The following is a 22078-nucleotide window of genomic DNA, read 5'->3' on the forward strand; positions in this document are numbered from 1 at the left end:
GTGTCGTGGGCTCGGCCTCCGGGCCGGCCGGCTCCGNNGTNNGGGNCANGGCGGCGCGGNCCCTGGCCGCGCCCGCCGTCGCGTCGCCGACGACGCGGGCCGCACCCGCGTCCAGGACGGCGCGGGACGCGGACGGCCGCCACTGGCGCCCCTGGCGGCCCGCGTCCATCGCCTCGTTGGCGAGGCGGTCGGCGTGCTTGTTGTGCTCGCGCGGGATCCACTCGTAGGTGACCCGCCCCGGCGGGTGGATCCGGGCGGCCTCCGCCGCGAGCGGCTTCATGTCCGGGTGCTTGATCTTCCAGCGCCCGGACATCTGCTCGACGACCAGCTTGGAGTCCATCCGCACCCGCACCGAAGCGTCCGGCGCCAGTTCGCGCGCCGCGCGCAGCCCGGCGAGGAGGCCCTTGTACTCGGCGACGTTGTTGGTGGCGACGCCGATGTACTCGGCCGTCTCCACCAGCGCCTCGCCCGACACCGGGTCCAGGACCACCGCGCCGTACCCGGCCGGGCCCGGGTTGCCCCGGGACCCGCCGTCGGCCTCGACGATCAGCTCGCGCAGCCGCCCCCTGCTCATTACAGGCCGGACTCCGCCGTGCGGACCAGGATGCGGCGGCAGTTCTCGCACCGCACGACGGTGTCGGCCGCGGCGGACCGGACGTCGTTCAGCTCGGTGATGTTCAGCTCGATGTGGCAGCCCTCGCAGCGGCGCTGGTACAGGCGGGCCGCGCCCACCCCGCCCTGCTGGCCGCGGATCTTCTCGTACAGCTTCATCAGGTCCGCCGGCACCGAACCGGCCACCACGTCCCGCTCCTTGGAGACGGCCGCCGCCTCGGCGTCCAGCTCCTCCTGGGCGCGGTCGCGGCGGGCGGTCGCGTCGTCGGCCTTGGCCTGGACGGAGGCGACGCGCCCGGTCAGCTCCTCCACCCGCTCCTGCGCGGCCTCGCGGCGCTCCATGACCTCCAGGACGATGTCCTCCAGGTCGCCCTGGCGCTTCGACAGGGAGACGATCTCCCTCTGGAGGTTCTCCAGGTCCTTCGGGGAGGTGACGGCGCCCGAGTCGAGCCGCTGCTGGTCGCGTGCGGCGCGCTGGCGGACCTGGTCGACGTCCTGCTCCGCCTTCTTCTGCTCGCGGGCGCAGTCGCTCTCCTCCGTCTGCGCGGCGACGAGCAGGTCCCGCAGCTGGGCGAGGTCCTTGGTCAGCGATTCGATCTCGGCGTGCTCGGGCAGGCTCCGGCGCTTGTGGGCGAGCTGCGACAGGCGCGTGTCGAGGGCCTGGACGTCGAGGAGTCGGATCTGGTCGGCGGGCGCGGCGTTCAGTTGGGGGCTCCAGGGGAGGTGTGGTGAGCGGNNNGGGAGGTGTGGTGGGCTGCCCACGGGTCGGTGACCGTCTTCGAGACGTGGACCCGCAGGTTCCAGCCGTGCCGGTCGGAGACCTCGTCGAGCTGGGCGGCGGCCAGTTCGCACCAGGGCCACTCGGTGGCCCAGTGGGCCGCGTCGACGAGGCCGACCGGGGAGTGCTGGACGGCCTCGGAGGCCGGGTGGTGGCGCAGGTCGGCGGTGAGGAACGCGTCGACGCCGGCCGCGCGCACGGCGTCGAACAGGCTGTCGCCGGAGCCGCCGCTGACGGCGACCCTGCGGACCGTCGCGTCGAGGTCGCCCGCGACGCGGACGCCCTGGGCGGTGGCGGGCAGCCGCTCGGCGGCGCGTGCGGCGAACGCGCGGAGCGTCTCCGGCGGGTCCACCTCGCAGATCCGGCCGAGGCCGTTCTCCGGTACGAGGGGGCCGGTCACGCGCAGGCCGAGGGCGCCGGCGAGGGCGTCGGAGACGCCGGGGTCGGCGGTGTCGGCGTTGGTGTGCGCGACGTGCAGGGCGATGCCGTGCCTGATGAGGGTGTGGACGACGCGGCCCTTGAAGTGGGAGGCCGCGACGGTCGTCGTCCCCCGCAGGTAGAGGGGGTGGTGGGTGACCAGCAGCCCGGCACCGAGCCGGATCGCCTCCTCGGCGACCTCCTGGACGGGGTCGACCGCGAAGAGGACCCGGTCGATCTCGGCGTCGGGGTCGCCGCAGACCGTGCCGACGGCGTCCCACTGCTCGGCCCGCTCGGGGGGCCAGAGTGCGTCGAGTTCGGCGAGGACTTCGGTGAGGCGTGGCACGCCCCCAAGGCTACCCGCAACCCCGCGGGGCCCGGCCGCCCCGGTGACCTCCCTACCCTCCCCCGGTACGGACCCGCCCGTCGGCGCCGGCGCACCGGCCGGGGTGGCGCGGCCTCGCCCGGACCGGCGCTCCCGCGGGCGCCGGGTCCCGGNNNNCGCGGNCCGCTCCGGCGCCCGGGCCCGGTACACCCGCCCGGCGCCCTTCGGCCCGGCCCCGCCCCGTCGCGGAAACGACCCGGCCGGGGCGGCCGGGTCCCGCCCAGGGCGGCCGGGTCCGGACCCCGCTCCTCGGGGCCCGGTCAGCACACCGGCCTCCGTTCCCTCAGGCGAATCCGGCGACAGCCACCCTTATGTGTGAAACGGGCGGTCCCGTGCGGTTCGGGTGGAAGTGCGAAAACTAGCGTCTGCGGCCGGAGGTGACGAACCATGACAGCCTGTGCCATCGAGGCCACCACCGGGGACGGCGGCTGCGCGGTCGGCGGGACGGGGTTCACGATCGCCGCGGACGGCTCCTACGCGGCCCGGCTGGCCGGTGAGGGCGAGGCGCTGTTCCCCGAGCGGTGGACGCTCGGCGGGCCGGAGCCGTACGCCGTTCCGCTGCCGCTCGGGCAGCCCGAGGACCCGCACGCCCAGCTGCTGCCGCTCGTGGACGGCCGGGTCCTCATCGCCCGCCGGATCGCCGGGAGGTGCGCGTTCTCGCTGCTGTACCCGACGGGCCCGCGGACGGGCGAGCTCCCGCTCGGCGCGGTCGAGGCGGAGTCGGTGCGGCTGCTGCCGCCCGCCCCGGACGGGGTGTGCGCGTACGCGCTGGCGGCGGGCGGGCGTTCGACGGGGATCTGGCGGGTGGCGGGCGGCGCGCCGGGGCCGGAGCACGTCGCCGAGGTCCGGGGGCACTGCTCGGGCGGGGTGTGGCTGGACCGGGAGGGGCGGCTGCTCGCGCTGGACCGGACGGTGGACGGCGGCCCGGTGAAGACCGTCACGGTGGACCTGCGGCGGGGCGGGGAGGTCACGCCCCTGCTGCAGCTCACGGAGGACAGCCGGGACCGGCTGGTCCTGGCCGACCCGGACAGCGGGCTGCTGCTGGTCCGCTCGGACGCGCCGTCACCGGGGCGCGAGCGGCTGGGCTGGGGGGTGCTGGGCAGTGCCCGGCCGGTGCGGTTCCCGTCGTGCCTGCGGTCGGTGGACGCGGCGCTGACGCCGTTCGCGGTGCAGCCGGGGCAGGTGCTGACGCCGGAGGCGTGCGCGGTGGCGCTGCGCGTCGACACGGCGGCCGGGAGCCGGGTGGGGGTGTGGCGCCCGGCGGGGCGGCGGCTGCTGGAACTCCCCGCGCCGGAGGGCTGGTTCCCGGGCGCGGGGCGGTGGACGCGGGACGGGGCGCTGTCGCTGCCGTACGCGAACGCCTCGGTGCCGTGCGGGCTGGCACGCGTCGAGGCCGCGGCGGCCCCGCTCCCAACGGAGGGAGCGCCTCCGCCGCGTCCGGTGAAACCCGCAGGCGGGAGGCCGTACGGCACTCCGGTGGCGGCGGTGGCGCGCCGGCCGGTGCCGTTGCAGCAGGCACCCCTCACGGGTCGCGCGGCGCCCGGTTAGACTCACCGCCCGCAGGAGAACAGCGATCATTACGGGGTGACTTCACCACATGTCTGAAGCCAGCACCGACACCACCCAGGCGACGCGGGCGCACGGGGAGGCCGGCGGCTCCGGAAAGCACCGCGGGGGCCCGGCAGCGTCGGAGGACACGTCGGTACGGCCGCACGGCCGTCACCGCAGGGAGTCCGGTGAGGACGGCGTGGCGTAACGCCCGCCGCACGTCGGAGGAGGGCCGCCCCGGTTTTTCCGGGGCGGCCCTCGGCGTCTTCCGGCGGCCGGGCCGCCGAAGGGTCCCCCGCCGGTCCGGCAGGACCGCTTCCCTCAGGCCCCGCCGTGCGCCGGGGCGGCGGGGGCCGGGCGGGGCAGCCACAGGAGCATCAGCACCACCGCCGCGAGGAGGACGCCCGTGCCGGTGCGGAAGGCGAGGGCGTACCCGGCGGTGAGGGCCTGCGGGGTGGCGGCGCCCGCCGCGCCGGAGGCGGCGACGGTCGACAGGACGGCCAGGCCGACCGCGCCGCCCATCGTGCGGGAGGTGTTGACCAGGCCCGACACCAGGCCGGCGTCGCCCGGCGCGGCACCGGAGGTGGCCATCGCGGCGAGCGGGGTGAGGACCAGCCCGACGCCCGTCATCATCACGACGCCGGGCCCCAGGAGATCGGTGGCGTACGCGCCGTCCGCGTCCATCAGCGACTGCCAGGCGAAGCCGGCCGCGGTGGCCAGCGCCCCTCCCACCGCGAGGTTCCGCGCCCCGAACAGCGGTATCAGGCGCGGTGCCAGCTTGGCGCCCAGGACGATCGCGACGGAGCTGGGGATCAGGGCGAGCCCGGCCTCCAGCGGGCTGTAGCCGAGGACGTTCTGCGCGTACAGCGTCAGGAAGAACCACGAGGAGAACGTCGCCGAGCCGATGACGAACAGCGCGACGTTCGCCGCCGACACCGCCCGCGCCCGGAACACCTTCAGCGGCACGAGCGGCTGGCGGGTGCGGGACTCCACCACCACGAACACGGCCAGCAGCGCCACCCCGCCGAGCAGCGGCACCAGCGTCCCGGCCTCCGCCCAGCCGGCCCGCTCGGTCCGCACCACCCCGTACGCGAACGCGGCCAGCCCGGCCGTCACCAGCAGCGCGCCCGGCAGGTCCAGGCGGCGCCCGGCGCCCGTGCGGGACTCCTTCACCCACAGGGCGCCGGCGATCAGGACGAGGACGCCGACTGGGACGTTGACGAGCAGGACCCAGCGCCAGCCCAGCAGGTCCGTGAGGAGGCCGCCGACGAGGCCGCCCGCCGCGCCGCCGCCCGCGCCGACCGCCGACCACGTGCTGATGGCCCGCGTCCGGGCGGCGCCCTCCGGTACGGCACTGGTGACGATGGTCAGCGTCGCCGGGGACAGCACGGCCGCGCCCAGTCCCTGCGCGGCGCGGGCGGCGAGCAGCTGCCAGCCCTCCTCGGCCAGCCCGCCCGCGACGGACGCGGCGGTGAACACCCCCAGGCCCAGCAGGAACATCCGCTTCCGCCCGAACAGGTCGGCGGCCCGCCCGCCGAGCAGCATGAACCCGGAGAAGGCGATGGAGTACGCGTTCACCACCCACTGCAGCGCCGTCGCGGACATGCCGAGGTCGGCGCGCATCGACGGCAGGGCGACGTTCACGACGGACACGTCGAGCACGACGAGGAACGTGCCCGCGCAGGCGGCGAGGATCACCACCCAGGGGCGGGCGGGGAGATCCGGGTNNAAGGGGCGGGGGCGGGGACGGCTGCGCCGGTACGGGACGGGGACATGCCCGTCATGGTCGCACCCGGCCGTCACCCCGTACATCCCCGGGGGGAGGCCGGGGTACCGGGCCTAGGAGTTGCGCAGCGTCACCTTCTGCGGCCCGCAACCGAGCCGGTCGGCCTCGGCGGCGACGTACAGGGGGAACACGTCCCGGACGAAGGTCCAGTCGAGGTCGCTCGGTCCCGTCCGCTCCACCACGAACGCCACATCACCGGTCTGGCACCGCCCCAGGTAGACGGCGCGGCCGACGGTGAGGGTCCCGTGGCCCGTGTCGCCGTCGGCGGCCGGGCCGCCGTGGTGCGCGTCCCGCTCGAAGATCCGGGCCAGGACGGGGTCGGTGACGGTCATCAGCCGCACGTGCCGGCTCGCGAGCCGGTTGTCGGTGCCGCAGATGCGGGCCGGGCCCCCGTCCACCCAGTTGCCCGCCGCGTCCCTCAGCAGCTTGGCGTGCCTCTCGGCGAGGGGCGTCCCCGCGAGCCCGCACAGCGCGGCGGCGGCCGCCCTGTCCCGCTTCTCCTCCTGCTCCTCCGCCTCGTCCTCGTCCAGGACCGGCGGCGACTCCGGCATCCGGTGGCGACCGGGGCAACCGTAGGCGGCCAGCAGGCCGTTGGAGGTCTCCACCACCGCGCGCGCCAGGCCGTACCGCCGTGTGGGGGGAAGAAGCTCCTCGGCGTCCTGATCGCCCATCCTGGCTTCCACGACCACGGGGTCCTCGCCGCCCACACAGCTCTGCGGCAGGGCGATCCAGGCGCGGCTCCGCGATGCCATTCCCCGGAGCCCGCCGCCGATCGGAGTCACCTCGGTGGACAGGAACTCGGCCGACCACGCCTGCGTGTCACGGCCCCGGCGCGCGTCGAGCGTCCGTACGGAGATATCCAGCCGCGCCACCACGTCGTCCTGCCCGTCCTCTTCCTCGGAGTAGGCGAGGACCCTGCACCGGGCGGACGCCCCGGGACCGAGCAGCCTCTGTTCCTCCGCCTCCCTGCGCCCCGCAGAGGGAGGGTCCCCCTCACGCGCGAGAAGGGTGTCCAGCGTCTCGTCGCTCAGCGCGCCCCAGCAGGGCCGGTCGTCCCGGAACGGCAACGTGCCGGTGCGCCAGCCCACCGTCCCGGCCCCCAGCAGGGCGCCCGTCAGGGTGGCGGCGGTGAGCGCCCAGGCGATCCGGCGGCGGCGCGGCCGGGATCCCACCGCGCCCTCCGTGCCCTCGTCGCGACCTGCCACGGTGTCCTGCGCGTCCTGCGCCGTCATCCCTCTCCCCCGTCGTCGCAGCCGACGCGCTTGCCCACGGACTCCACGTAGCGCGCGAAGACCGTCGCGTCGTCGGGGATCCCCGTCCCGTTCAGCGCATCCGTGTCACCGTAGAAGACCGTCGGCCGGCCGCCGCACGTCTTGCGGACCAGCCCCCGTCCAGGCCCCTCCGGCAGTCCGGTGAACAGCGCCCCCAGACGGGGTGTCCCCGCCATGACGTAGTGGGCCCCGGTCCTCTTCCCGCTCTGCCTGGAGGCGGTGTCCAGCGAGCAGAGCTGCAGCCGGGTGCCGTACACCCCCGCGAACGAGGTCCCGTCCGCGTCGCGGGGCTGGGCCAGGTTCACGCCGGGGATCCCGCAGAGCCGGGAGTAGAGGTGGGGCAGCGTCTCCTTCCGGGGCTGGTCGGTGACGGGCGACGTCATGGAGGGCGGGGGGCCGGACGCGCAGCCCGCCTCCCGCATGGCCGTGCCGGCCAGATCGACCAGCAGCCGGGCCATGTCGGCCTGACCGCCGGCACGGCCGTCGAGCGTGACCACCGAGGGGTGGCCGTCCGCGTCGCACGCGGCCGGGAGGACGAGCATGGCGCGGTCCGACGCGGCCACCCCGTCCAGGCCGTCCGGAAGGGCGACGGCACTTCCGTGCAGGTACCGGGCGAGCCAGGTGCGCCGGTCCGGTTCGCCGGACGGGAGCCTTCCGTAGACGGCGGTGACCTGCATGACGTCCCGCTCCGTACCGCCCCGCTCCCGGACCGTCACCTCGCAGGTGCCCTCCGGGCGCGCGGCGGTCGGCGGGGAGGACTCCTCGAAGACGCGCCGCGCGTCCCGCTCGTCCAGCACCCGGTCGCCCAGGAGGCCCTCGCCCTCGTGCTCCCGCCAGGCTCCCCAGCAGTAGGCGCCGCTGTAGGCGTCGCCGCGGAAGGGCCAGGTGTCCGTGGCCCAGAGGCCCGCGGTCGTGGCGAGCAGGGCCGCCGCCGCGAGCGCCGTGCGGGTGCGGCGCCGTAAGCCGCTCGTGTCCGTCATGTGCCGTCCCCCTTCGTGAGCGCGCCGATCCTATCCACCGGGGTGCCGTCGCCGGGTGGGGGAAGGTGGGGGACGATGGCGTTCGTTCGCCCGTACGACCTGGAGGACCTCCGCACCATGAGCGCCGCATCCGCACCGCAGCCGCCGCAGGGCCCGGAGCCGTCGCCGGAGACGCTCGCCGCGTTCGAGGCGGCCAAGGGGTTCATGCCGGTGCGGGAGGGGCTCGCGCTGTACGCGGCGGCCGTCGAGGCGGCGCGGCTCGGCCTTCCGCTGCTGGAGGTCGGCACGTACTGCGGGCGCTCCACGATCCTGCTGGCCGACGCGGCGCGGGCGGCCGGCACCGTGGCCGTCACGGTCGACCACCACCGGGGCAGCGAGGAGCAGCAGCCGGGCTGGGAGTACCACGATCCGTCCGTCGTGGACCCGGAGGTGGGCCTGATGGACACCCTGCCGACGTTCCGGCGCACCCTGCACGCGGCCGGTCTGGAGGACCACGTCATCGCCGTGGTCGGCCGGTCGCCGCAGGTGGCGCGGGTGTGGGCGGGGCAGGTGGGGCTGGTGTTCGTGGACGGCGGGCACACCGACGAGCACGCCGTGAACGACTACGAGGGGTGGGCGCCGCGCCTCGCGGAGGGCGGGCTGCTCGTCATCCACGACGTGTTCCCCGACCCGGCGGACGGCGGGCAGGCGCCGTACCGGATCTACCGGCGGGCGCTGGAGTCGGGGGTCTTCGCGGAGGTGTCCGCGACGGACTCGCTGCGGGTGCTGCGGCGGACCGCCGCCGGGGTGCGGGCCGGGGCCCCCGGCACCGCCTAGGCTCGGCCGCGTGTACGACGACGACGCGCGGAAGCGCGCCCGCCTGCGGAGGGCCGCCCTGACGGCCGCCGTGCCGCTCGCCGCGGCCGTCCTGCTCGCCGCGGGGTGGGCCGTGACCGGTGGGGTGTCCGGCGGGCCGCCGGNNGNGTNGNCNGCNNNGGNNNNCCGGGGAGGCGGGGCCGCGCCCGCGCCGCCCGGTACTCCCGGGCCGCCTGGTACTCCCGGACCGCCCGGTACTCCTGGGCCGTCCGGTGCTCCCGCGTCCGCGCCGCTCGCGGGCAGGGTGGTCGTGATCGACCCGGGTCACAATCCGGGTAACTTTCGGCACGCTTCGAAGATCGGCGAGAAGGTCGACATCGGGACCAACCGCAAGGAGTGCGACACGACCGGCACTTCCACGCGGGACGGGTACGCCGAGGCCGCGTTCACCCTGGACGTCGCCCACCGGATCCGCGCGATCCTCCGGCGGTCGGGGGCGACCGTGGTGCTGACGCACGACGCCGACCGGCCCTTCGGCCCGTGCATCGACGAACGCGCCCGCATCGGCAACGAGGCGGGCGGCGGCCGGGGCGCCGACGCCGTCGTCTCCGTCCACGCCGACGGTTCGGCGACCGGCGGCCGGGGCCACCACGTGATCGTCCCGGGCCTGGTCAGAGCGGGTGCGGCCGACACGGGACCGATCGTCGGGCCCTCGCGCAGGCTCGGGGAGCTCGTCGCGGCCGGGTTCGCCCGGTCGACCGGTTCCGCCCCGGCCGACTACCTGGGCGGCGGTACGGGGCTCGTCGTCCGCACGGACCTCGGCGGGCTGAACCTGTCGACCGTGCCCAAGGTGTTCGTCGAGTGCGGCAACATGCGCGACCCCCGGGACGCCGCCTCGCTCTCCGACGCGGCGTGGCGGCAGAAGGCCGCCCGGGGGATCGCGGACGGGGTCAGCACCTATCTGCTCGGCTAGGCCGTGCGGACGATACATTCGTCCGTACGGCGGGGCGCCCCCCGTGTTCCGCGCCACCGGCGACGACATGAACCGACGAAGGATTCTCACGTGAACATCCGCTCCCTCACTCGAGGCGATGGCGTGGTGATCGGAGCAGCGGTGGTGCTGTTCATCGCCTCGTTCCTCGGCCTGAGCAGCGTCGACTGCCCCAGCGGGATCGACTGCTCGAAGTACGACATGCCCAACGCCTGGGACGCGCTGGGCCTGCTGATGAGCATGTTCCTCGCGGGCGTCATCGGCGCGGCGCTGATCGTCCTGGCGCGGGCCATGCCGGGACGCAAGGTCGCCGGCCTGGACCTGGGCCAGTTCGGCGTCGCCCTCACCGTGTTCGCCCTGTGGACGGCGTTCTGGACGATCCTCGACACCCACTCCGCGGGCGCCGGCATGATCCTCGGCCTGCTCGCCGCGATCGTGCTCGCCGCGGGCGCGGTGGCCTCGCCGCTGGTCCCGGCCCTGAAGGCGCCGCTGATGGGCGCCCCGCGCCCGCAGGCCCCGCAGCCGTACGGCGGCGCCCAGCCGGGCGCGGCGGGCCCCGGCTACGGCTACCCGGGCGTCCAGCAGGGCGGTACGGGCGGCTACGGCTACCCGGCCGGCGGCCACCAGCAGCCGGGCCGGCCCGTCGGGGCCGACCACGGGCAGCCGCAGCCGGAGCAGCAGGTCACGCCGGCCGCGGCCCAGCAGGGCGCGCCGGCCGGGGACTTCGCCCCGTTCTGGTTCGCCGTGCCGGTGGCCCGGCCGCTGTACGCCGAGGACGGTTCGCCGGCGCCGATCGCCGAACTGGCGCCGGGCACCTGGTACCTGGCCGTGGAGCAGCGCGGCGCGGCCCTGGTCGCGCAGACCCAGGACGGCCGCCGCGGCGTCCTGCAGGACACGACCGGCATCCAGCGCGGCTGATCCGCCCCGCCGTCGCGAACGGGCCCGCCCACCGAGCCGCGAGGCCGGTGGGCGGGCCCGTTCGCGTGGCCGCGCCTCTCGCGGGGGCGGCGCCGTGCCGACCGGCAGGGCGGGCGGTTCCGCCGTGGCCGGGGGCCCGCGCGGGCCCCGGACCGCACGCCCGCCGTGCCGACGGCCGCCCGTACGGCCGGTGGTGGCGGCGCGTCAGCAGCACTCCGGCACCAGGCCGGACGGCAGGCGCTCGCCGCCGAACACGGCGGTGGTCGCCTCGTCGCCGCCGAGCGCGGCGACCGCCAGGAGCAGCGAGCCCGCCGTCCAGGTGGTGAGTTCCTCGGGCCAGAAGGCGCGGTCGCCCTCGAAGACGTACCCGGTCCAGTACAGGCCGCCCTCGGCGCGCAGGTGGCCGATGGAGCGCAGGACGTCCGCGGCCCGGTCGGGCTCCCCCATCGCCCAGAGGGTCAGGGCGAGTTCGCAGCTCTCGCCGCCGGTGACCCACGGGTTGGGGAGGACGCACCGCACGCCGAGGCCGGGGACGACGAACTCGTCCCAGCGGCTCTCGATGCGCTCCTTCGCCGCCGCGCCGGTGACGGCGCCGCCGAGGACCGGGTAGTACCAGTCCATCGAGTAGCGGCCCTTGTCGAGGAACCGCTCCGGGTGGTGGGCGACGGCGTGGGCGAGGGCGCCGGCGGCGAGCTCCCAGTCCGGTTGCGGCTCCTCGCGGTGCTCGGCGATGGCGAGGGCGCAGCGCAGGGCGTGGTGGATGGAGGAGCTGCCGGTGAGCAGGGCGTCCGTGACGGGGGTGCCGTCCGCCTCCCGCTTCCAGCCGATCTGGCCGCCGGGCTGCTGCAGGGCGAGGACGAACCCGACGGCGGCGCGGACGGTGGGCCACATGCGGTCGAGGAACGCCTCGTCGCCGGTGGTCAGGTAGTGGTGCCAGACGCCGACGGCGGCGTACGCGCAGAAGTTGCTCTCGCGGGCGAGGTCCGTGGGCCGTTCGGCGTCGCCGTCGTGGTAGGCGGCGTACCAGGAGCCGTCCGGGTTCTGGTGGCGGGCGAGCCAGGCGTAGGCCCGGGCGGCGGCCTCGTGCTCGCCGGCCGCGTCGAGGGCCATGGCGGCCTCGGTGTGGTCCCACGGGTCGAGGTGGTGGCCCCGGAACCAGGGGATCGCGCCGCTGCCGCGCTGGGCGGCGAGGATGGCGGCGGCGGTCTCGGCGGCCTGCCCGGCGGTCAGCACGCCGGGCAGGGCGAGGTGTTCGGTGCGCTCGGTCGACGTCACAGCGCGGCGCCCTCCGGCAGGTGGGGCTTGGTCGCGTACACCACGAAGCTCTTGCCGAGGACCGGGTTGAGGGCCCGTTCGGCGAGGCGGGTGGCGAGGGGCTTCTTCATGATGTCCCAGACCAGCAGCCGGTGGTACGCGCGGACGGGCAGCGCCCTGTCGTTGTCCACGCCGAACGCGCACTTCAGCCACCAGTACGGGGAGTGCAGGGCGTGCGCGTGGTGGGTGCCGTACGGGCGCAGGCCGGCCTGGCGGATCCTGTCGAGGAGTTCGTCGGCCCTGTAGATGCGGATGTGGCCGCCCTCGACCTCGTGGTAGGCGTCGGACAGCGCCCAGCAGACCTTCTCGGGGCCGTAGCGGGGGACGGTGACGGCGATGCGGCCGCCCGGCTTGAGGACGCGGACCATCTCGGCGAGGACGCCCTTGTCGTCGGGGATGTGCTCCATCACCTCGGAGACGATCACCACGTCGAACGAGGCGTCGGGGAAGGGCAGGGCGAGGGCGTCGCCCTCCACGGCGGCGGCGGTGGCGCCGGCCGGGGCCTCGCCGGCCTCCGCCATCGCGGCGAACCACCCGGCGACCTCGCGGATCTCCTCGGCGTTCCGGTCGAGGGCCACGACCCGCGCCCCGCGCCGGTAGCACTCGAACGCGTGCCGCCCGGCGCCGCAGCCGAGGTCGAGCACGCGGTCGCCGGGGGCGAGCGGGAAGCGGGTGAAGTCGACGGTCAGCACGTGCGGGGCCTGCTTTCACGGTCCGTGGCGGGGGGCGAGGAGGCGAGGGGGGCGGCCGTCATCGGCGCGTCCCCCGCGCGGCGACGGCCTCCCGGTAGCGCTCCACGGTGCCCTGCGCGGCGCGGGCCCAGGTGAAGCGGTCCAGGACCCGGGCGCGGCCGGCGGCACCGAGGCGGGCGCGCAGCGCGGCGCCGCCGGGTCCCAGGAGGCGGCCGAGCGCGGCGGCCAGGGCTCCGGAGTCGCCGGGCGGTACGGCCAGGCACGTCTCGCCGTCGGGTCCGGCGACCTCCGGGATGGCGCCGCCGGTGGTGGCGACGAGGGGCCTGCCGGTGGCCATGGCCTCGGCGGCGGGCAGCGAGAACCCCTCGTACAGGGAGGGGACGCAGGCGACCTGGGCGCCGCGCACCAGGTCGACGAGTTCGGCGTCGCTGACGCCCTTGACGAACCGGATCGCGTCACCGAGCCCGTACCGCTCGACGGCGCGGGCGACGGGGCCGTCCTCGGCGCGCCTGCCGACGACGACCAGGTGGGCGCCGGGGACCTCGGTGCGCAGTTTGGCGAGCGCCTCGACGAGGTGGACCAGGCCCTTGAGGGGGACGTCGGCGCTGGAGGTGGTGACGATGCGGCCGGGCACCTCGGGAACGGACGGGTCGGGGCACCACAGGCCGGTGTCGGCGCCGACGGGGACGACGTGGACGCGGTCGGGGCGCACGCCCAGGTGGTCGACGATCTCCCGGCGGGAGGAGCCGGAGACGGTGAGGACGGACGGCAGGCGGCGGGCGACGCGCTTCTGCATGCGGGTGAAGGCGTACCAGCGGCGCAGGGATGCGCGGCGCTTCCAGTCGGGGGCGGCGTCCAGCTCCAGCCGCCGGTCGACGGTGATGGGGTGGTGGATCGTGGTGACCAGCGGCGCGCCCAGCGGGGCGAGGAGCCCGTAGCCGAGGGTCTGGTTGTCGTGGACGACGTCGAAGTCGCCGCGGCGGGCGGCCAGGAGGCGCCGGGCCCGCAGGGAGAACGTGAGCGGTTCGGGGAATCCGCCGGTCCGCATGGTGGCGAATTCGAGGACGTCGATCCAGTCGCGGTACTCGTCGCGCCCCGGGGTGCGGAACGGGTCGGGCTGCCGGTACAGGTCGAGGCTGGGCAGCTCGGTGAGCACGACGCCCTCGCCGACCGCGTCGAGGACCGGGTACGGCTGGGAGCCGATCACCTCGACGGTGTGGCCGAGGCGGGCCAGTTCCCGGGAGAGGTGCCGTACGTAGACGCCCTGGCCGCCGCAGAACGGGTTTCCCTTGTACGTGAGCAGGGCGATGCGCAGCGGGCGCCCTCCGTCGGCTGCCGCGCCCGCACGGGGGCCTGTCGCTACGGCCTCAGCGGTCACTCGCGGCCCCTTCCATCCCTGCGTCCCGGCGGAGCGTAGCCGGTCCCGATAATCTAGAACAAGTTTCAGAGTTGATCGTTCTCGACGCTCGGGGAGCTTCGAATCTACCGGCAGGTAGCCCCCGCGCCGGAGGCCCCGCCGGGTGATTCGCACCACGGCGGGGGCCCGGCCATACTGTCGCGCACCACGGCACGGAACGGACGGCACGGAAGCGTTCGACGCACGGATCGACGGGGACCTATGACAGCGGAAGGCAGGCCGGCGCCGCACCTGACCGAGCGGCAGGAGGCGCGCCGCCGCCGCATCCTCCACGCCGGTGCCCGGCTGGCGGCCCGCGGCGGCTTCGACGCCGTGCAGATGCGGGAGGTCGCCGAGGCGGCGGGAGTCGCCCTGGGCACGCTGTACCGCTACTTCCCCTCCAAGGTCCACCTGCTGGTCGCCGCGATGCAGGACCGGCTCGACGGCCTCCATACGGCGCTGCGCAAGCGGCCCCCGGCCGGGGAGGACCCCGCGGAGCGGGTGGCCGGGGCGCTGATGCGGGTGTTCCGCGCGCTGCGGCGCGAACCGCTGCTGGCGGACGCGATGGTGCGGGCGCTGACGTTCGCCGACCGGAGCGCGAGCGCGGAGGTGGACGCGGTGTCGCGGCGGACGGCGGCGATCATCCTGGACGCCGTGGGGGTGGAGGACCCGGCGCCGGAGCAGCTCGCGGCCGTCCGCGTCGTCGAGCACACCTGGCACTCGGCGCTGGTCGCCTGGCTGTCCGGGCGGGCGTCGGTCGCACAGGTGCGGCTGGACGTCGAGACGGCGTGCCGGCTGATCGGCGACCGCGAGGAGCCCCGGGGGCGGCCCGGCGGACGGTGAGCGCCCCGGCGCGCGGTCCGCGTTCCGGGGCACGGATGCGGGGACGGGTCCGCGGCCGCGCGGTGCCGCGCCCGCCACGCGCGTTCCGGGGCGTGGAAGGTGTGACCCGGACCTCGAAACGAAAGGCGCGAAAAGCCCTATCCGGGACATTCAGGGTGAAGCGCCCCACAGGGCCCACGTCACATACGACTCCCGTTAGTGGGCCCCGAGACCCGGAAGACGATCGGCCCACCCCCGTGACCTGCACCAGCCCTCGTGAGGTGGTGGGCCGGCAGGGCCGGTCCCCGACCGCGGGCCGTAGACGGGGGGCGTTGCCAGGGCCGCCGGGCCCTGCTTCGGTGGAGGACGTCGCCGGGCGCCGACGGCGGTACGACCCCCGCGGTCCCGCCGGAGCGCCCACGGCGCGCCCCCCGGACCCCGGACNNCCCCGGGCCCCGGTTCCGGCACGCCCGCGACAGCCCTGTCCCCGACGTGAGGTCCTCATCCGTGTTCCGCTTCCCCGCCGACCGCTTCTCCGTCCGCAGCAGGTCCGCCGTCGCCGCCGCCGTGCTGCTGGCCGCCTCGGGCACCGTGATGACCGTGACGGCCCCGGCCTCGGCGGCGCCCTCCTCGGCGCGGGCCGTCGCCCAGAAAATCGTCCCGGCCGGCCAGTACACGTGCTTCAGCGAGATCGTCGAGCGCGAGTCCGGCTGGGACCACACCGCCACCAACGCCTCGTCCGGCGCGTACGGCCTGGTCCAGGCCCTGCCCGCGTCGAAGATGGCCTCCGCCGGCCCGGACTGGAAGACCAACCCGGCCACCCAGGTCGAGTGGGGGCTCGACTACATGAACGACCGCTACGGCAGCCCGTGCGGCGCCTGGAAGTTCTGGCAGGCCAACCACTGGTACTGAGCGGCCGCCCCCGCACGGGACCCCCGGTGACCCCGTTCACCGGGGGTTTTCACGCGCCCGCGCGGTGACGCGTTCCACCGCCCGCGGATGTCGGTTACGTTCCTGACCATGAATCAGCACACTGACGACCTCCAGCAGCGGTGGAACGCCGTCGACGCGTACGTCGCCGACCTGCTCGCCCCCGCCGACGAGGCGCTGGCCGCCGCGCTCACCGCGAGCGACGAGGCGGGCCTGCCGCGGATCGCGGTCGCCCCCGTCCAGGGCAAGCTGCTGCACCTGCTGGCCCGCGTCCAGGGCAGCCGCACGATCCTGGAGATCGGCACGCTCGGCGGGTACAGCGCCATCTGGCTGGCGCGGGCCCTGCCCCCGGACGGCCGGTTGATCTCGCTGGAGCACGACCCCGCGCACGCCGAGATCGCCCGGCTCAACCTGGCCCGCGCCGGCCTCGACCACGTGGCGGAGGTCCGCACCGGCGCCGCCCTGGACACGCTGCCGAAACTGGAGGCGGAGGGCGCGGGCCCCTTCGACCTGGTCTTCGTCGACGCCGACAAGAAGAACAACCCGCGTTACGTGGAGTGGGCGCTGCGCCTGACCCGTCCGGGCAGCGTGATCGTCGTCGACAACGTGGTGCGCGGCGGCCGGATCGTCGACGAGGGGGAGGCGGCCGACGAGGCGATCCGCGGCACGCGCGAGATGTTCGACCTCGTCGCACGCGACCCCCGGCTGGACGCGACGGCGTTCCAGACGGTCGGCGTGAAGGGCTACGACGGGATGCTCGTCGCCCGGGTGGTGTCCTGAGGCCGTGACGACGAGGGGCCCGGCCGCCGGCTGGGACATACGCCCCGAGCGGTACGACACCGAGGAGGCGACCGCGCTGCGCCGCGACTACTACGGCGACGTGGCCGGCCGCTACTGGCGCCGCCCCGCCACCCCCCGGGAGATCGACGAGGGGCTGGCCGGGGACGGCGTGGAGGCCCTGGAACCGCCGACCGGGCGTTTCCTGGTGGGCCGGTACGAGGGGAGGCCGGCGGCCTGCGGCGGGGTGCTGCTGCTGGACGCCGAACGGGCCGAGCTGACCCGCGTCTTCGTCCGCCACGCGTTCCGCGGGACGGGCGGCGCCGGGATGCTGCTGACCGCCCTGGAGGCGGCGGCCGTGGAACTGGGAGCGCGGCGCACGGTGCTGAACACGCGCCTGGACCTGGTCGAGGCCCGCGCCCTGTACGCGCGCCACGGCTACCGGGAGATCCCCCCGTACTGCGAGGGCCCGTACATGGAGGTCTGGTACGGCAGGGAGCTGGACCGCTGACCCGGCACCCGGCGGCCCACCCGGCGCCCGGCGACCCCGGGCCGGGTCACCGGGCCCCCGGCCGGGTCACCGGGCCCCCGGCGCCCCCGGGGCCCGGTGGTCCGGGGCCGGGGGCCCGGCACCCCGGCACCCGCTCGGCGAGCCGTCCCGAACGACCGGCAGCCGCACGCGGCGCACCCCCCGGCCACCGCTCCCCGATGTCGCCTTCGACGGTTCCTTCCTCAACGCACTGCACGAAGACCTCGGCGGCTACATGCGCGGCATCGGCTTCGAGGACGACGGCGGTACAGGCGCCGACGCCCGCCTCTTCACCCGTACTCAGTGCTTCGAGACGATCATGTCGTATGACACGCAGACCACCCAGTTGTCCCGTGCGTACAGCATGCGCAAGGCATTGATCCAGACCTCCGCGTACTGGGAGATGCGGCACTACGACCTGATCGACCAGGGCGTGGATCACCAGGTCGCCTCGTACCACCTCAACGGCATCGGCATCGTCAAGGACTCCTCGACGGGCATCGCGCAGATCAGCGGCGAGGTCGGCATCCGCGCCTGGAACCACTGCATCGATCAGGGCTTCGTCACCGGAACCCCCACCGACCCGACCAAAGAAGCAGACATCTGGGCGATGTGGCAGAAAGTCAACAAGGAAAACGTTCTCCATGCGGACTGTGCCACTGATCCACCTGTGGGGCGTCGCGGGCAAGCCCGGCGGCAAGAATCCGCCGGCCGGCGAGACGCCCTTACGCGTCATGAGCTTGAACTACACCGAGAGCGAGATTTTCGAAATCATCCGTCGTTATCAGGGCTGGGGCGACCAGGCAGAGGCCGACGCCGCCAAGCGGATGGGGATTTACCACATTTTCGAAAAGTATAACAACCTTGTCCGACAACTCGCCAGTGGGTGAGGTACCCGCCATGACCTCCTCGTATCCTGCCGCCCTGCCCCTCCTGCTCGGCATCGTCGCCGCCGCTGTGACTGCCTTCGGTCTCGCCGGATACGGCTTTCCGGCGATCCGCAGGAGTGGTCCGGGGGCCGTGGCACGCGGTGGCGCCGCGCTCGCCGGAGCCTTCGCCGCCGGCGCTTACGTCTGGGGTTCGGTATCGCTCTTCCTCGACGAGAGTGGTACCGCCCAGGCCTGTCAGGACGCGAATCCCTCGCTGTACGGGCAGGTGAGCGGCTACAGCGTGTCCTACCTGCCACCCGCTCTCGACTGCCGCCTGGCATCGGGGGGCTCGTACGCCGCGGCCGTCCCCGGCTTCCTCACACCCGTGATGACGGGCTGTGTGGTGATCGCAATGACGCTCGCCCTGATCGCCGTCGTCGAACACCAGCGCACCACCGCACCGGAACATCCCGAGAAGAGGAAAACATGAGTGCCGCCCCCGCCTCCTCGCTGCCCCGCAGAGGGTTTCTCCTGCGTGCCGCCGCCCTCACCACCGTCGCAGTGGCACTCCCCTGCTCGCAGGCGGTGGCCCTCCCGGCGTACACCGCCGGGCCGGGGGACTACACCTTTCCCAAAGCCGTCCGTGAAGGCGTCGCGCGGGCCGAGGCCCGTAACGAGCGACTCCTCGCCGGGTCCCGTTCGGCTAACGGCTGGGACATGGAAACCGCCGCTGACCAAGGCGGGTCCATCGCCACCCGTCCCGTGCCGGGCACCCCGGTGACGGGCTTCCAAGTCCGGCTCGGCGCAGCCGAGACCGTTCTTGTCCACCTCATCCGCCGCTTCCATTACGAAACCGCCGAACTCCAGCCCGACGAGGTCGTCGGCTGGACCGCTCCGGACAGGCTCCGGGGACCCGCCCGCAACCTGGCCTCAGGCACCGCCGTCCGCATCCGTCCCGGCCACTACCCGCCCGGTGTCAGGGGCGGCTTCTCCCTCTTGAGCTCGCGGTCCTCCGTGACATCCTCGCCGAACTCGACGGCGTGGTCCGCTGGGGCGGCGATGACCGAACCGTCGACGAAGCCCTCTTCTACCTTGCCGCCGGCCCCGGCCACACCCGCCTGGCAGCTCTCGCCGAACGTCTCCGCCTCGGTGAGGCCACACTCGGCCGAAGCGCCGGCGTCCTCGTGGACGTACACGAGAAGCACCGCCGCTCGGCCGCCGACGCCCTCGCCCGCCGCCAGCGGAACGAGGCTTGAGACCGTTCCGTACACGGCTCACGCTCCGGTGGGGGCTCGTTCGGACACGCGGGCCGAAGCGGTCCGGTCGTCGGGGTGCCCGAAGGAGCGCCACTTCTTTCCCCTGAAGCCGGGTTCGCAGTCTCACTGAGGGCCGTCCCGTGAATGATCCGCAGCATGCTGGATGGCCTGTGGCCTTCCTCCCGTCCGGCGGGGATCAGGTTGCGCAGGCGAACGATGCCGAGCATGGCGCGGTGGACGCCGCCGCCTTTCAGACGGCGGCGGAAGATCCTCCAGGTCTTCATGCGGGTGAAGGCGTGCTCGACGCGGACGCGGAACCTTGCGGTGGAAGGTCTCGTGCTCCTCTTTCCCGACCGGGAGTCCGGTCCGACCGTGCTCACGGAAGTGCGGGATGAGCGGACCGGCGCCCCGGTGACCGCCGTCCGCTGCCACGGTCGTCCTGCGCGCCGGGTGATTCCCGCGTCTCGCAGTCGTTGCGGTCGCCCATCACCGGCCGGCCGACGACCACGGCGGTGGGAATGCCCCCGGACGGAGGCCGGAGGAGAGCGTCGGCTTCGATGGCGACCCGGTGGCCGGCGGGGTACCGGTGGCTCCTCGGCTGCCCGGCGATGCCGGGGCCGCAGATGGGGCCGGGGCGCCGCCCGCGATCGGCACGGTGTCCTCGTGGAAGCGCTTGCGGGGCCGGAGCGCGAGGGACAGCCTCGGAGGTACGGCACCCGGCCGGGTCACCGGGCCTGCGGCCGGGTCACCGGGCCCGCGGCGCCCCCGGGACCCGGTGGCCCGGGGCCGGGGGCCTGCTCCCGGGGCGCTCCCGGTACGAGCCGGACAGCTCGGCGGTCAGCTCCTCCACCAGCCGGATGAGGTCGGTGGGCCGGTCCGGTCCCCACCAGTCGCCGAGCAGCTCGGCGAGGGACTCCTCACGGGCGTGTGCCAGCCGGGCCGCCGCCTCCACCCCCCGGTCGGTGAGGATGAGCTGGAGGCCCTCGCGGCGGGCCAGCCCCCGCTCCTCGATCTGCCGGGACGCCTCGGTGACGACCCTGAGCGGCAGGGACACGTCCTCGGCGAGCCGCCCCGGCTCCACGGTCCCGTGGCGGCGGATGCGCAGCAGCAGCCAGCCGGCCGCGGGCAGCAGGTCCATCCCCGCGCGGGCGGTGATCTTCTCGTACACGGCCTTGCGGCCCTCGCGGGAGCCGAGCACGGACAGGGCGCGGGCGACCTCCTCGTACGACGAGCGCTCGACGGGGTTGGGGGCGAGGGTCTCGCTCGGGTCGGGTGCGGTGACGGAGCCGCGCAGCCGGTCCTCGCGCAGCAGCCAGGCGAGGGCGAAGGCCATCAGGACGACCGGTGACGCGTACAGGAAGACGTCCGTGATGGAGGTGGAGTACGCGTCGAGCACGGCCGGGCGCAGGGCGGGCGGCAGCTCGGCGATGGCGCGCGGGTCGGCGGCGATCCCCCGCGCGTCGGCGCCGGGCGGGGCGTCCCGCCCGGCGAGGGCGTCCTCCAGCTTGCCGGTGAGGCGGCCGGTGAAGACCGTGCCGAAGACGGCCACGCCGAAGGAGGCGCCGATGGAGCGGAAGAAGGTGACGCCGGAGGTGGCGACGCCCAGGTCCTCGTAGCCCACGGAGTTCTGCGCGACCAGTACCAGGACCTGCATGACCAGGCCCAGGCCGGCGCCGAAGACGAAGAAGTACAGGCTCGTCTCCCACGTGGGGCTGGCCACCTCCAGGCGGTGCAGGAGCAGCAGGCCCGCGGTGGTGAGCGCGGTGCCGGCGACGGGGAAGACCTTCCACCGGCCGGTGCGGCTGACGATCTGCCCGGACGCGGTGGAGGTGAGCAGGATGCCGAGCACCATCGGCAGCATGTGGACGCCGGACATGGTGGGGCTGACGTGCTGGACGACCTGGAGGAACGTCGGCAGGTAGGTCATCGCGCCGAACATCGCGAAGCCGATGACGAAGCTGATGGCGCAGACCAGGGTGAAGGTGCGGATCCCGAACAGCCGCGGCGGCAGCACCGGCTCGGCGGCGCGCCGTTCGACGCGCACGAACACCGCGAGCAGCACGGCGGCGAGGACGGTGAGCCCGAGGACCGGGGCGGAGGCCCACGGCCAGGTGGTGCCGCCCAGGGAGGCGACGAGCACCAGGCAGGCGGCGACCGAGGCGATCAGGAGCGTGCCGAGGTAGTCGATGGTGCGGCGGGCGCGGCGGACCGGTACGTGCAGGGCGGCGGCGACGACGAAGAGGGCGACGATCCCGACGGGCACGTTGACGTAGAACACCCAGCGCCAGGTGAGGTGCTCGGTGAAGACGCCGCCGAGGAGCGGCCCGAGGACGCTGGTCACACCGAAGACGGCGCCGAAGACCCCCTGGTAGCGGCCGCGGTCCCGGGGCGGGACGAGGTCGCCGACGATCGCCATGGACAGCACCATGAGTCCGCCGCCGCCCAGGCCCTGCACGGCGCGGTAGGCGATGAGCTGCGGCATGTCCCGCGCGACGCCGCACAGCACGGAGCCGAGGAGGAAGATGACGATCGCCGCCTGGAAGAGCTTCTTGCGCCCGTACTGGTCGCCGAGCTTGCCCCACAGGGGTGTGGCGGCGGTGGAGGCGAGCAGGTAGGCGGTGACCACCCACGACAGGTGGTCCATGCCGCCGAGCTCGCTGACGATCGTCGGCAGGGCGGTCGACACGATGGTCTGGTCGAGCGCCGCGAGCAGCATGCCCAGCAGCAGCGCTCCGATGGGCACCAGGACCGCGCGCCGGTCGTATCCCTCCTCCGGAGCGGGGCCGGTGGCCGGTGTGCTGACTGATCGCGTCATGGGCGCCTCCCTCACAGTCCCACCGTCCATCGTGGGCGGTCCGGCCCGTCACGGCCTGCCGAGAGCGGTCCGGAATGTTGGGGAGGTCACTCGGGGCTGCATAATCGCTGCCAGTTCACGCGGCGGGACTCCGTCGGCAGAACCTCTAGGGGAGGGACCCACAGTGGCCGGAACGGTCTGTCCTGAGTGCGGCACGC

At 74.8% G+C, this 22078-nt stretch carries 18 protein-coding genes and 3 pseudogenes; 10 read left to right on the forward strand and 11 right to left on the reverse strand.

Annotated elements, in window-relative coordinates; genetic code table 11:
* Positions 1–60: 60 nt before the first annotated feature.
* The 3 genes and pseudogenes from MW084_RS08065 to MW084_RS08075 all read right to left on the reverse strand — a co-directional run.
* Positions 61–574, reverse strand: a pseudogene (locus MW084_RS08065) (reverse transcriptase-like protein); the annotation flags it as partial.
* The gene (locus MW084_RS08070) at positions 574–1317 is read right to left on the reverse strand and encodes a zinc ribbon domain-containing protein (RefSeq protein ID WP_275563808.1); all 744 of its coding nucleotides are present in this window, start codon (positions 1315–1317) and stop codon (positions 574–576) included. The gene MW084_RS08070 and the pseudogene MW084_RS08065, both read right to left, overlap by 1 nt.
* Before the next feature lie 34 nt (positions 1318–1351).
* Positions 1352–2153: pseudogene (locus MW084_RS08075) on the reverse strand (Nif3-like dinuclear metal center hexameric protein); the annotation flags it as partial.
* Between the two features lie 426 nt (positions 2154–2579).
* Here MW084_RS08075 and MW084_RS08080 point away from each other — a divergent pair.
* Positions 2580–3740, forward strand: coding sequence for a hypothetical protein (locus tag MW084_RS08080; RefSeq protein ID WP_010473535.1), 1161 nt, complete (start codon positions 2580–2582; stop codon positions 3738–3740).
* Positions 3741–4061: 321 nt separating this feature from the next.
* Here MW084_RS08080 and MW084_RS08085 read toward each other — a convergent pair.
* From MW084_RS08085 to MW084_RS08095, 3 genes are all read right to left on the reverse strand, one after another.
* A partial coding sequence (locus MW084_RS08085; RefSeq protein ID WP_420833732.1) for an MFS transporter occupies positions 4062–5467 on the reverse strand: 1406 nt, incomplete at its 5' end.
* Positions 5468–5579: 112 nt separating this feature from the next.
* On the reverse strand, positions 5580–6758 hold the full coding sequence (locus MW084_RS08090; protein WP_010473539.1) for a hypothetical protein: 1179 nt from the start codon (positions 6756–6758) through the stop codon (positions 5580–5582).
* Positions 6755–7777, reverse strand: a complete 1023-nt coding sequence (locus tag MW084_RS08095) for a hypothetical protein (protein ID WP_010473540.1) — start codon at positions 7775–7777, stop codon at positions 6755–6757. The genes MW084_RS08090 and MW084_RS08095 overlap by 4 nt, the downstream gene beginning before the upstream one ends.
* Positions 7778–7894: 117 nt before the next feature.
* On the opposite strand from MW084_RS08095, the gene MW084_RS08100 reads away from it, so the two are divergent.
* The 3 genes and pseudogenes from MW084_RS08100 to MW084_RS08110 all read left to right on the forward strand — a co-directional run bounded on the left by MW084_RS08100 (position 7895) and on the right by MW084_RS08110 (position 10481).
* Positions 7895–8593 carry a class I SAM-dependent methyltransferase gene (locus tag MW084_RS08100; RefSeq protein ID WP_029553723.1) on the forward strand — a complete coding sequence of 233 codons (699 nt, stop codon included), beginning with the start codon at positions 7895–7897 and terminating at the stop codon, positions 8591–8593.
* Positions 8594–8758: 165 nt separating this feature from the next.
* Positions 8759–9545: pseudogene (locus MW084_RS08105) on the forward strand (N-acetylmuramoyl-L-alanine amidase family protein); the annotation flags it as partial.
* Positions 9546–9635: 90 nt separating this feature from the next.
* Positions 9636–10481: a DUF5336 domain-containing protein gene (locus MW084_RS08110; RefSeq protein ID WP_039829702.1), complete on the forward strand. Its 846-nt coding sequence runs from the start codon at positions 9636–9638 to the stop codon at positions 10479–10481.
* Between the two features lie 204 nt (positions 10482–10685).
* Here MW084_RS08110 and MW084_RS08115 read toward each other — a convergent pair whose 3' ends face one another.
* Genes MW084_RS08115 through MW084_RS08125 form a run of 3 tightly spaced genes read right to left on the reverse strand, consistent with a single transcriptional unit; the run spans position 10686 to position 13865 of the window.
* A complete protein-coding gene (locus MW084_RS08115; protein ID WP_010473549.1) occupies positions 10686–11756 on the reverse strand; it encodes a hypothetical protein in 1071 nt (356 codons plus the stop codon).
* Complete coding sequence (locus MW084_RS08120) at positions 11753–12487, reverse strand: class I SAM-dependent methyltransferase (RefSeq protein ID WP_010473551.1); 735 nt, start codon at positions 12485–12487, stop codon at positions 11753–11755. The genes MW084_RS08115 and MW084_RS08120 overlap by 4 nt, the downstream gene beginning before the upstream one ends.
* A 58-nt stretch (positions 12488–12545) precedes the next feature.
* Positions 12546–13865 (reverse strand): glycosyltransferase family 4 protein, encoded by a 1320-nt coding sequence (locus MW084_RS08125; RefSeq protein ID WP_010473555.1) that lies wholly within the window; start codon positions 13863–13865, stop codon positions 12546–12548.
* A 240-nt stretch (positions 13866–14105) separates the two neighbouring features.
* Here MW084_RS08125 and MW084_RS08130 point away from each other — a divergent pair, with 240 nt between their 5' ends.
* From MW084_RS08130 to MW084_RS08155, 6 genes are all read left to right on the forward strand, one after another.
* A complete protein-coding gene (locus tag MW084_RS08130) occupies positions 14106–14726 on the forward strand; it encodes a TetR family transcriptional regulator (protein WP_010473558.1) in 621 nt (206 codons plus the stop codon).
* Between the two features lie 486 nt (positions 14727–15212).
* Positions 15213–15617: an aggregation-promoting factor C-terminal-like domain-containing protein gene (locus tag MW084_RS08135; RefSeq protein WP_010473560.1), complete on the forward strand. Its 405-nt coding sequence runs from the start codon at positions 15213–15215 to the stop codon at positions 15615–15617.
* A 108-nt stretch (positions 15618–15725) separates the two neighbouring features.
* The gene (locus MW084_RS08140; RefSeq protein ID WP_010473565.1) at positions 15726–16415 is read left to right on the forward strand and encodes an O-methyltransferase; all 690 of its coding nucleotides are present in this window, start codon (positions 15726–15728) and stop codon (positions 16413–16415) included.
* Between the two features lie 4 nt (positions 16416–16419).
* Positions 16420–16923 (forward strand): GNAT family N-acetyltransferase, encoded by a 504-nt coding sequence (locus tag MW084_RS08145; protein WP_010473566.1) that lies wholly within the window; start codon positions 16420–16422, stop codon positions 16921–16923.
* A gap of 253 nt (positions 16924–17176) precedes the next feature.
* The gene (locus tag MW084_RS08150) at positions 17177–17800 is read left to right on the forward strand and encodes a hypothetical protein (protein ID WP_275563533.1); all 624 of its coding nucleotides are present in this window, start codon (positions 17177–17179) and stop codon (positions 17798–17800) included.
* 41 nt (positions 17801–17841) lie between these two features.
* Positions 17842–18300 (forward strand): hypothetical protein, encoded by a 459-nt coding sequence (locus tag MW084_RS08155; RefSeq protein ID WP_010473568.1) that lies wholly within the window; start codon positions 17842–17844, stop codon positions 18298–18300.
* A gap of 472 nt (positions 18301–18772) precedes the next feature.
* Here MW084_RS08155 and MW084_RS24320 read toward each other — a convergent pair whose 3' ends face one another.
* Both MW084_RS24320 and MW084_RS08165 read right to left on the reverse strand, forming a co-directional pair.
* On the reverse strand, positions 18773–19081 hold the full coding sequence (locus MW084_RS24320; RefSeq protein WP_010473569.1) for a hypothetical protein: 309 nt from the start codon (positions 19079–19081) through the stop codon (positions 18773–18775).
* Positions 19082–19811: 730 nt separating this feature from the next.
* The gene (locus MW084_RS08165; RefSeq protein ID WP_010473571.1) at positions 19812–21881 is read right to left on the reverse strand and encodes an MDR family MFS transporter; all 2070 of its coding nucleotides are present in this window, start codon (positions 21879–21881) and stop codon (positions 19812–19814) included.
* Between the last annotated feature and the right edge of the window lie 197 nt (positions 21882–22078).

The sequence above is a fragment of the Streptomyces sudanensis genome (assembly GCF_023614315.1).
In the GTDB taxonomy this organism is placed as follows: Bacteria; Actinomycetota; Actinomycetes; order Streptomycetales; family Streptomycetaceae; genus Streptomyces; species Streptomyces sudanensis.

Coding starts and splice junctions, on each gene's coding strand:
- MW084_RS08080 (WP_010473535.1), top strand. CDS start 2,580: ATGACAGCCTGTGCCATCGAGGCCACCACCGGGGACGGCGGCTGCGCG.
- MW084_RS08090 (WP_010473539.1), bottom strand. CDS start 6,758: ATGACGGCGCAGGACGCGCAGGACACCGTGGCAGGTCGCGACGAGGGC.
- MW084_RS08095 (WP_010473540.1), bottom strand. CDS start 7,777: ATGACGGACACGAGCGGCTTACGGCGCCGCACCCGCACGGCGCTCGCG.
- MW084_RS08100 (WP_029553723.1), top strand. CDS start 7,895: ATGAGCGCCGCATCCGCACCGCAGCCGCCGCAGGGCCCGGAGCCGTCG.
- MW084_RS08130 (WP_010473558.1), top strand. CDS start 14,106: ATGACAGCGGAAGGCAGGCCGGCGCCGCACCTGACCGAGCGGCAGGAG.
- MW084_RS08140 (WP_010473565.1), top strand. CDS start 15,726: ATGAATCAGCACACTGACGACCTCCAGCAGCGGTGGAACGCCGTCGAC.
- MW084_RS08150 (WP_275563533.1), top strand. CDS start 17,177: ATGCGCGGCATCGGCTTCGAGGACGACGGCGGTACAGGCGCCGACGCC.
- MW084_RS08155 (WP_010473568.1), top strand. CDS start 17,842: ATGACCTCCTCGTATCCTGCCGCCCTGCCCCTCCTGCTCGGCATCGTC.
- MW084_RS08165 (WP_010473571.1), bottom strand. CDS start 21,881: ATGACGCGATCAGTCAGCACACCGGCCACCGGCCCCGCTCCGGAGGAG.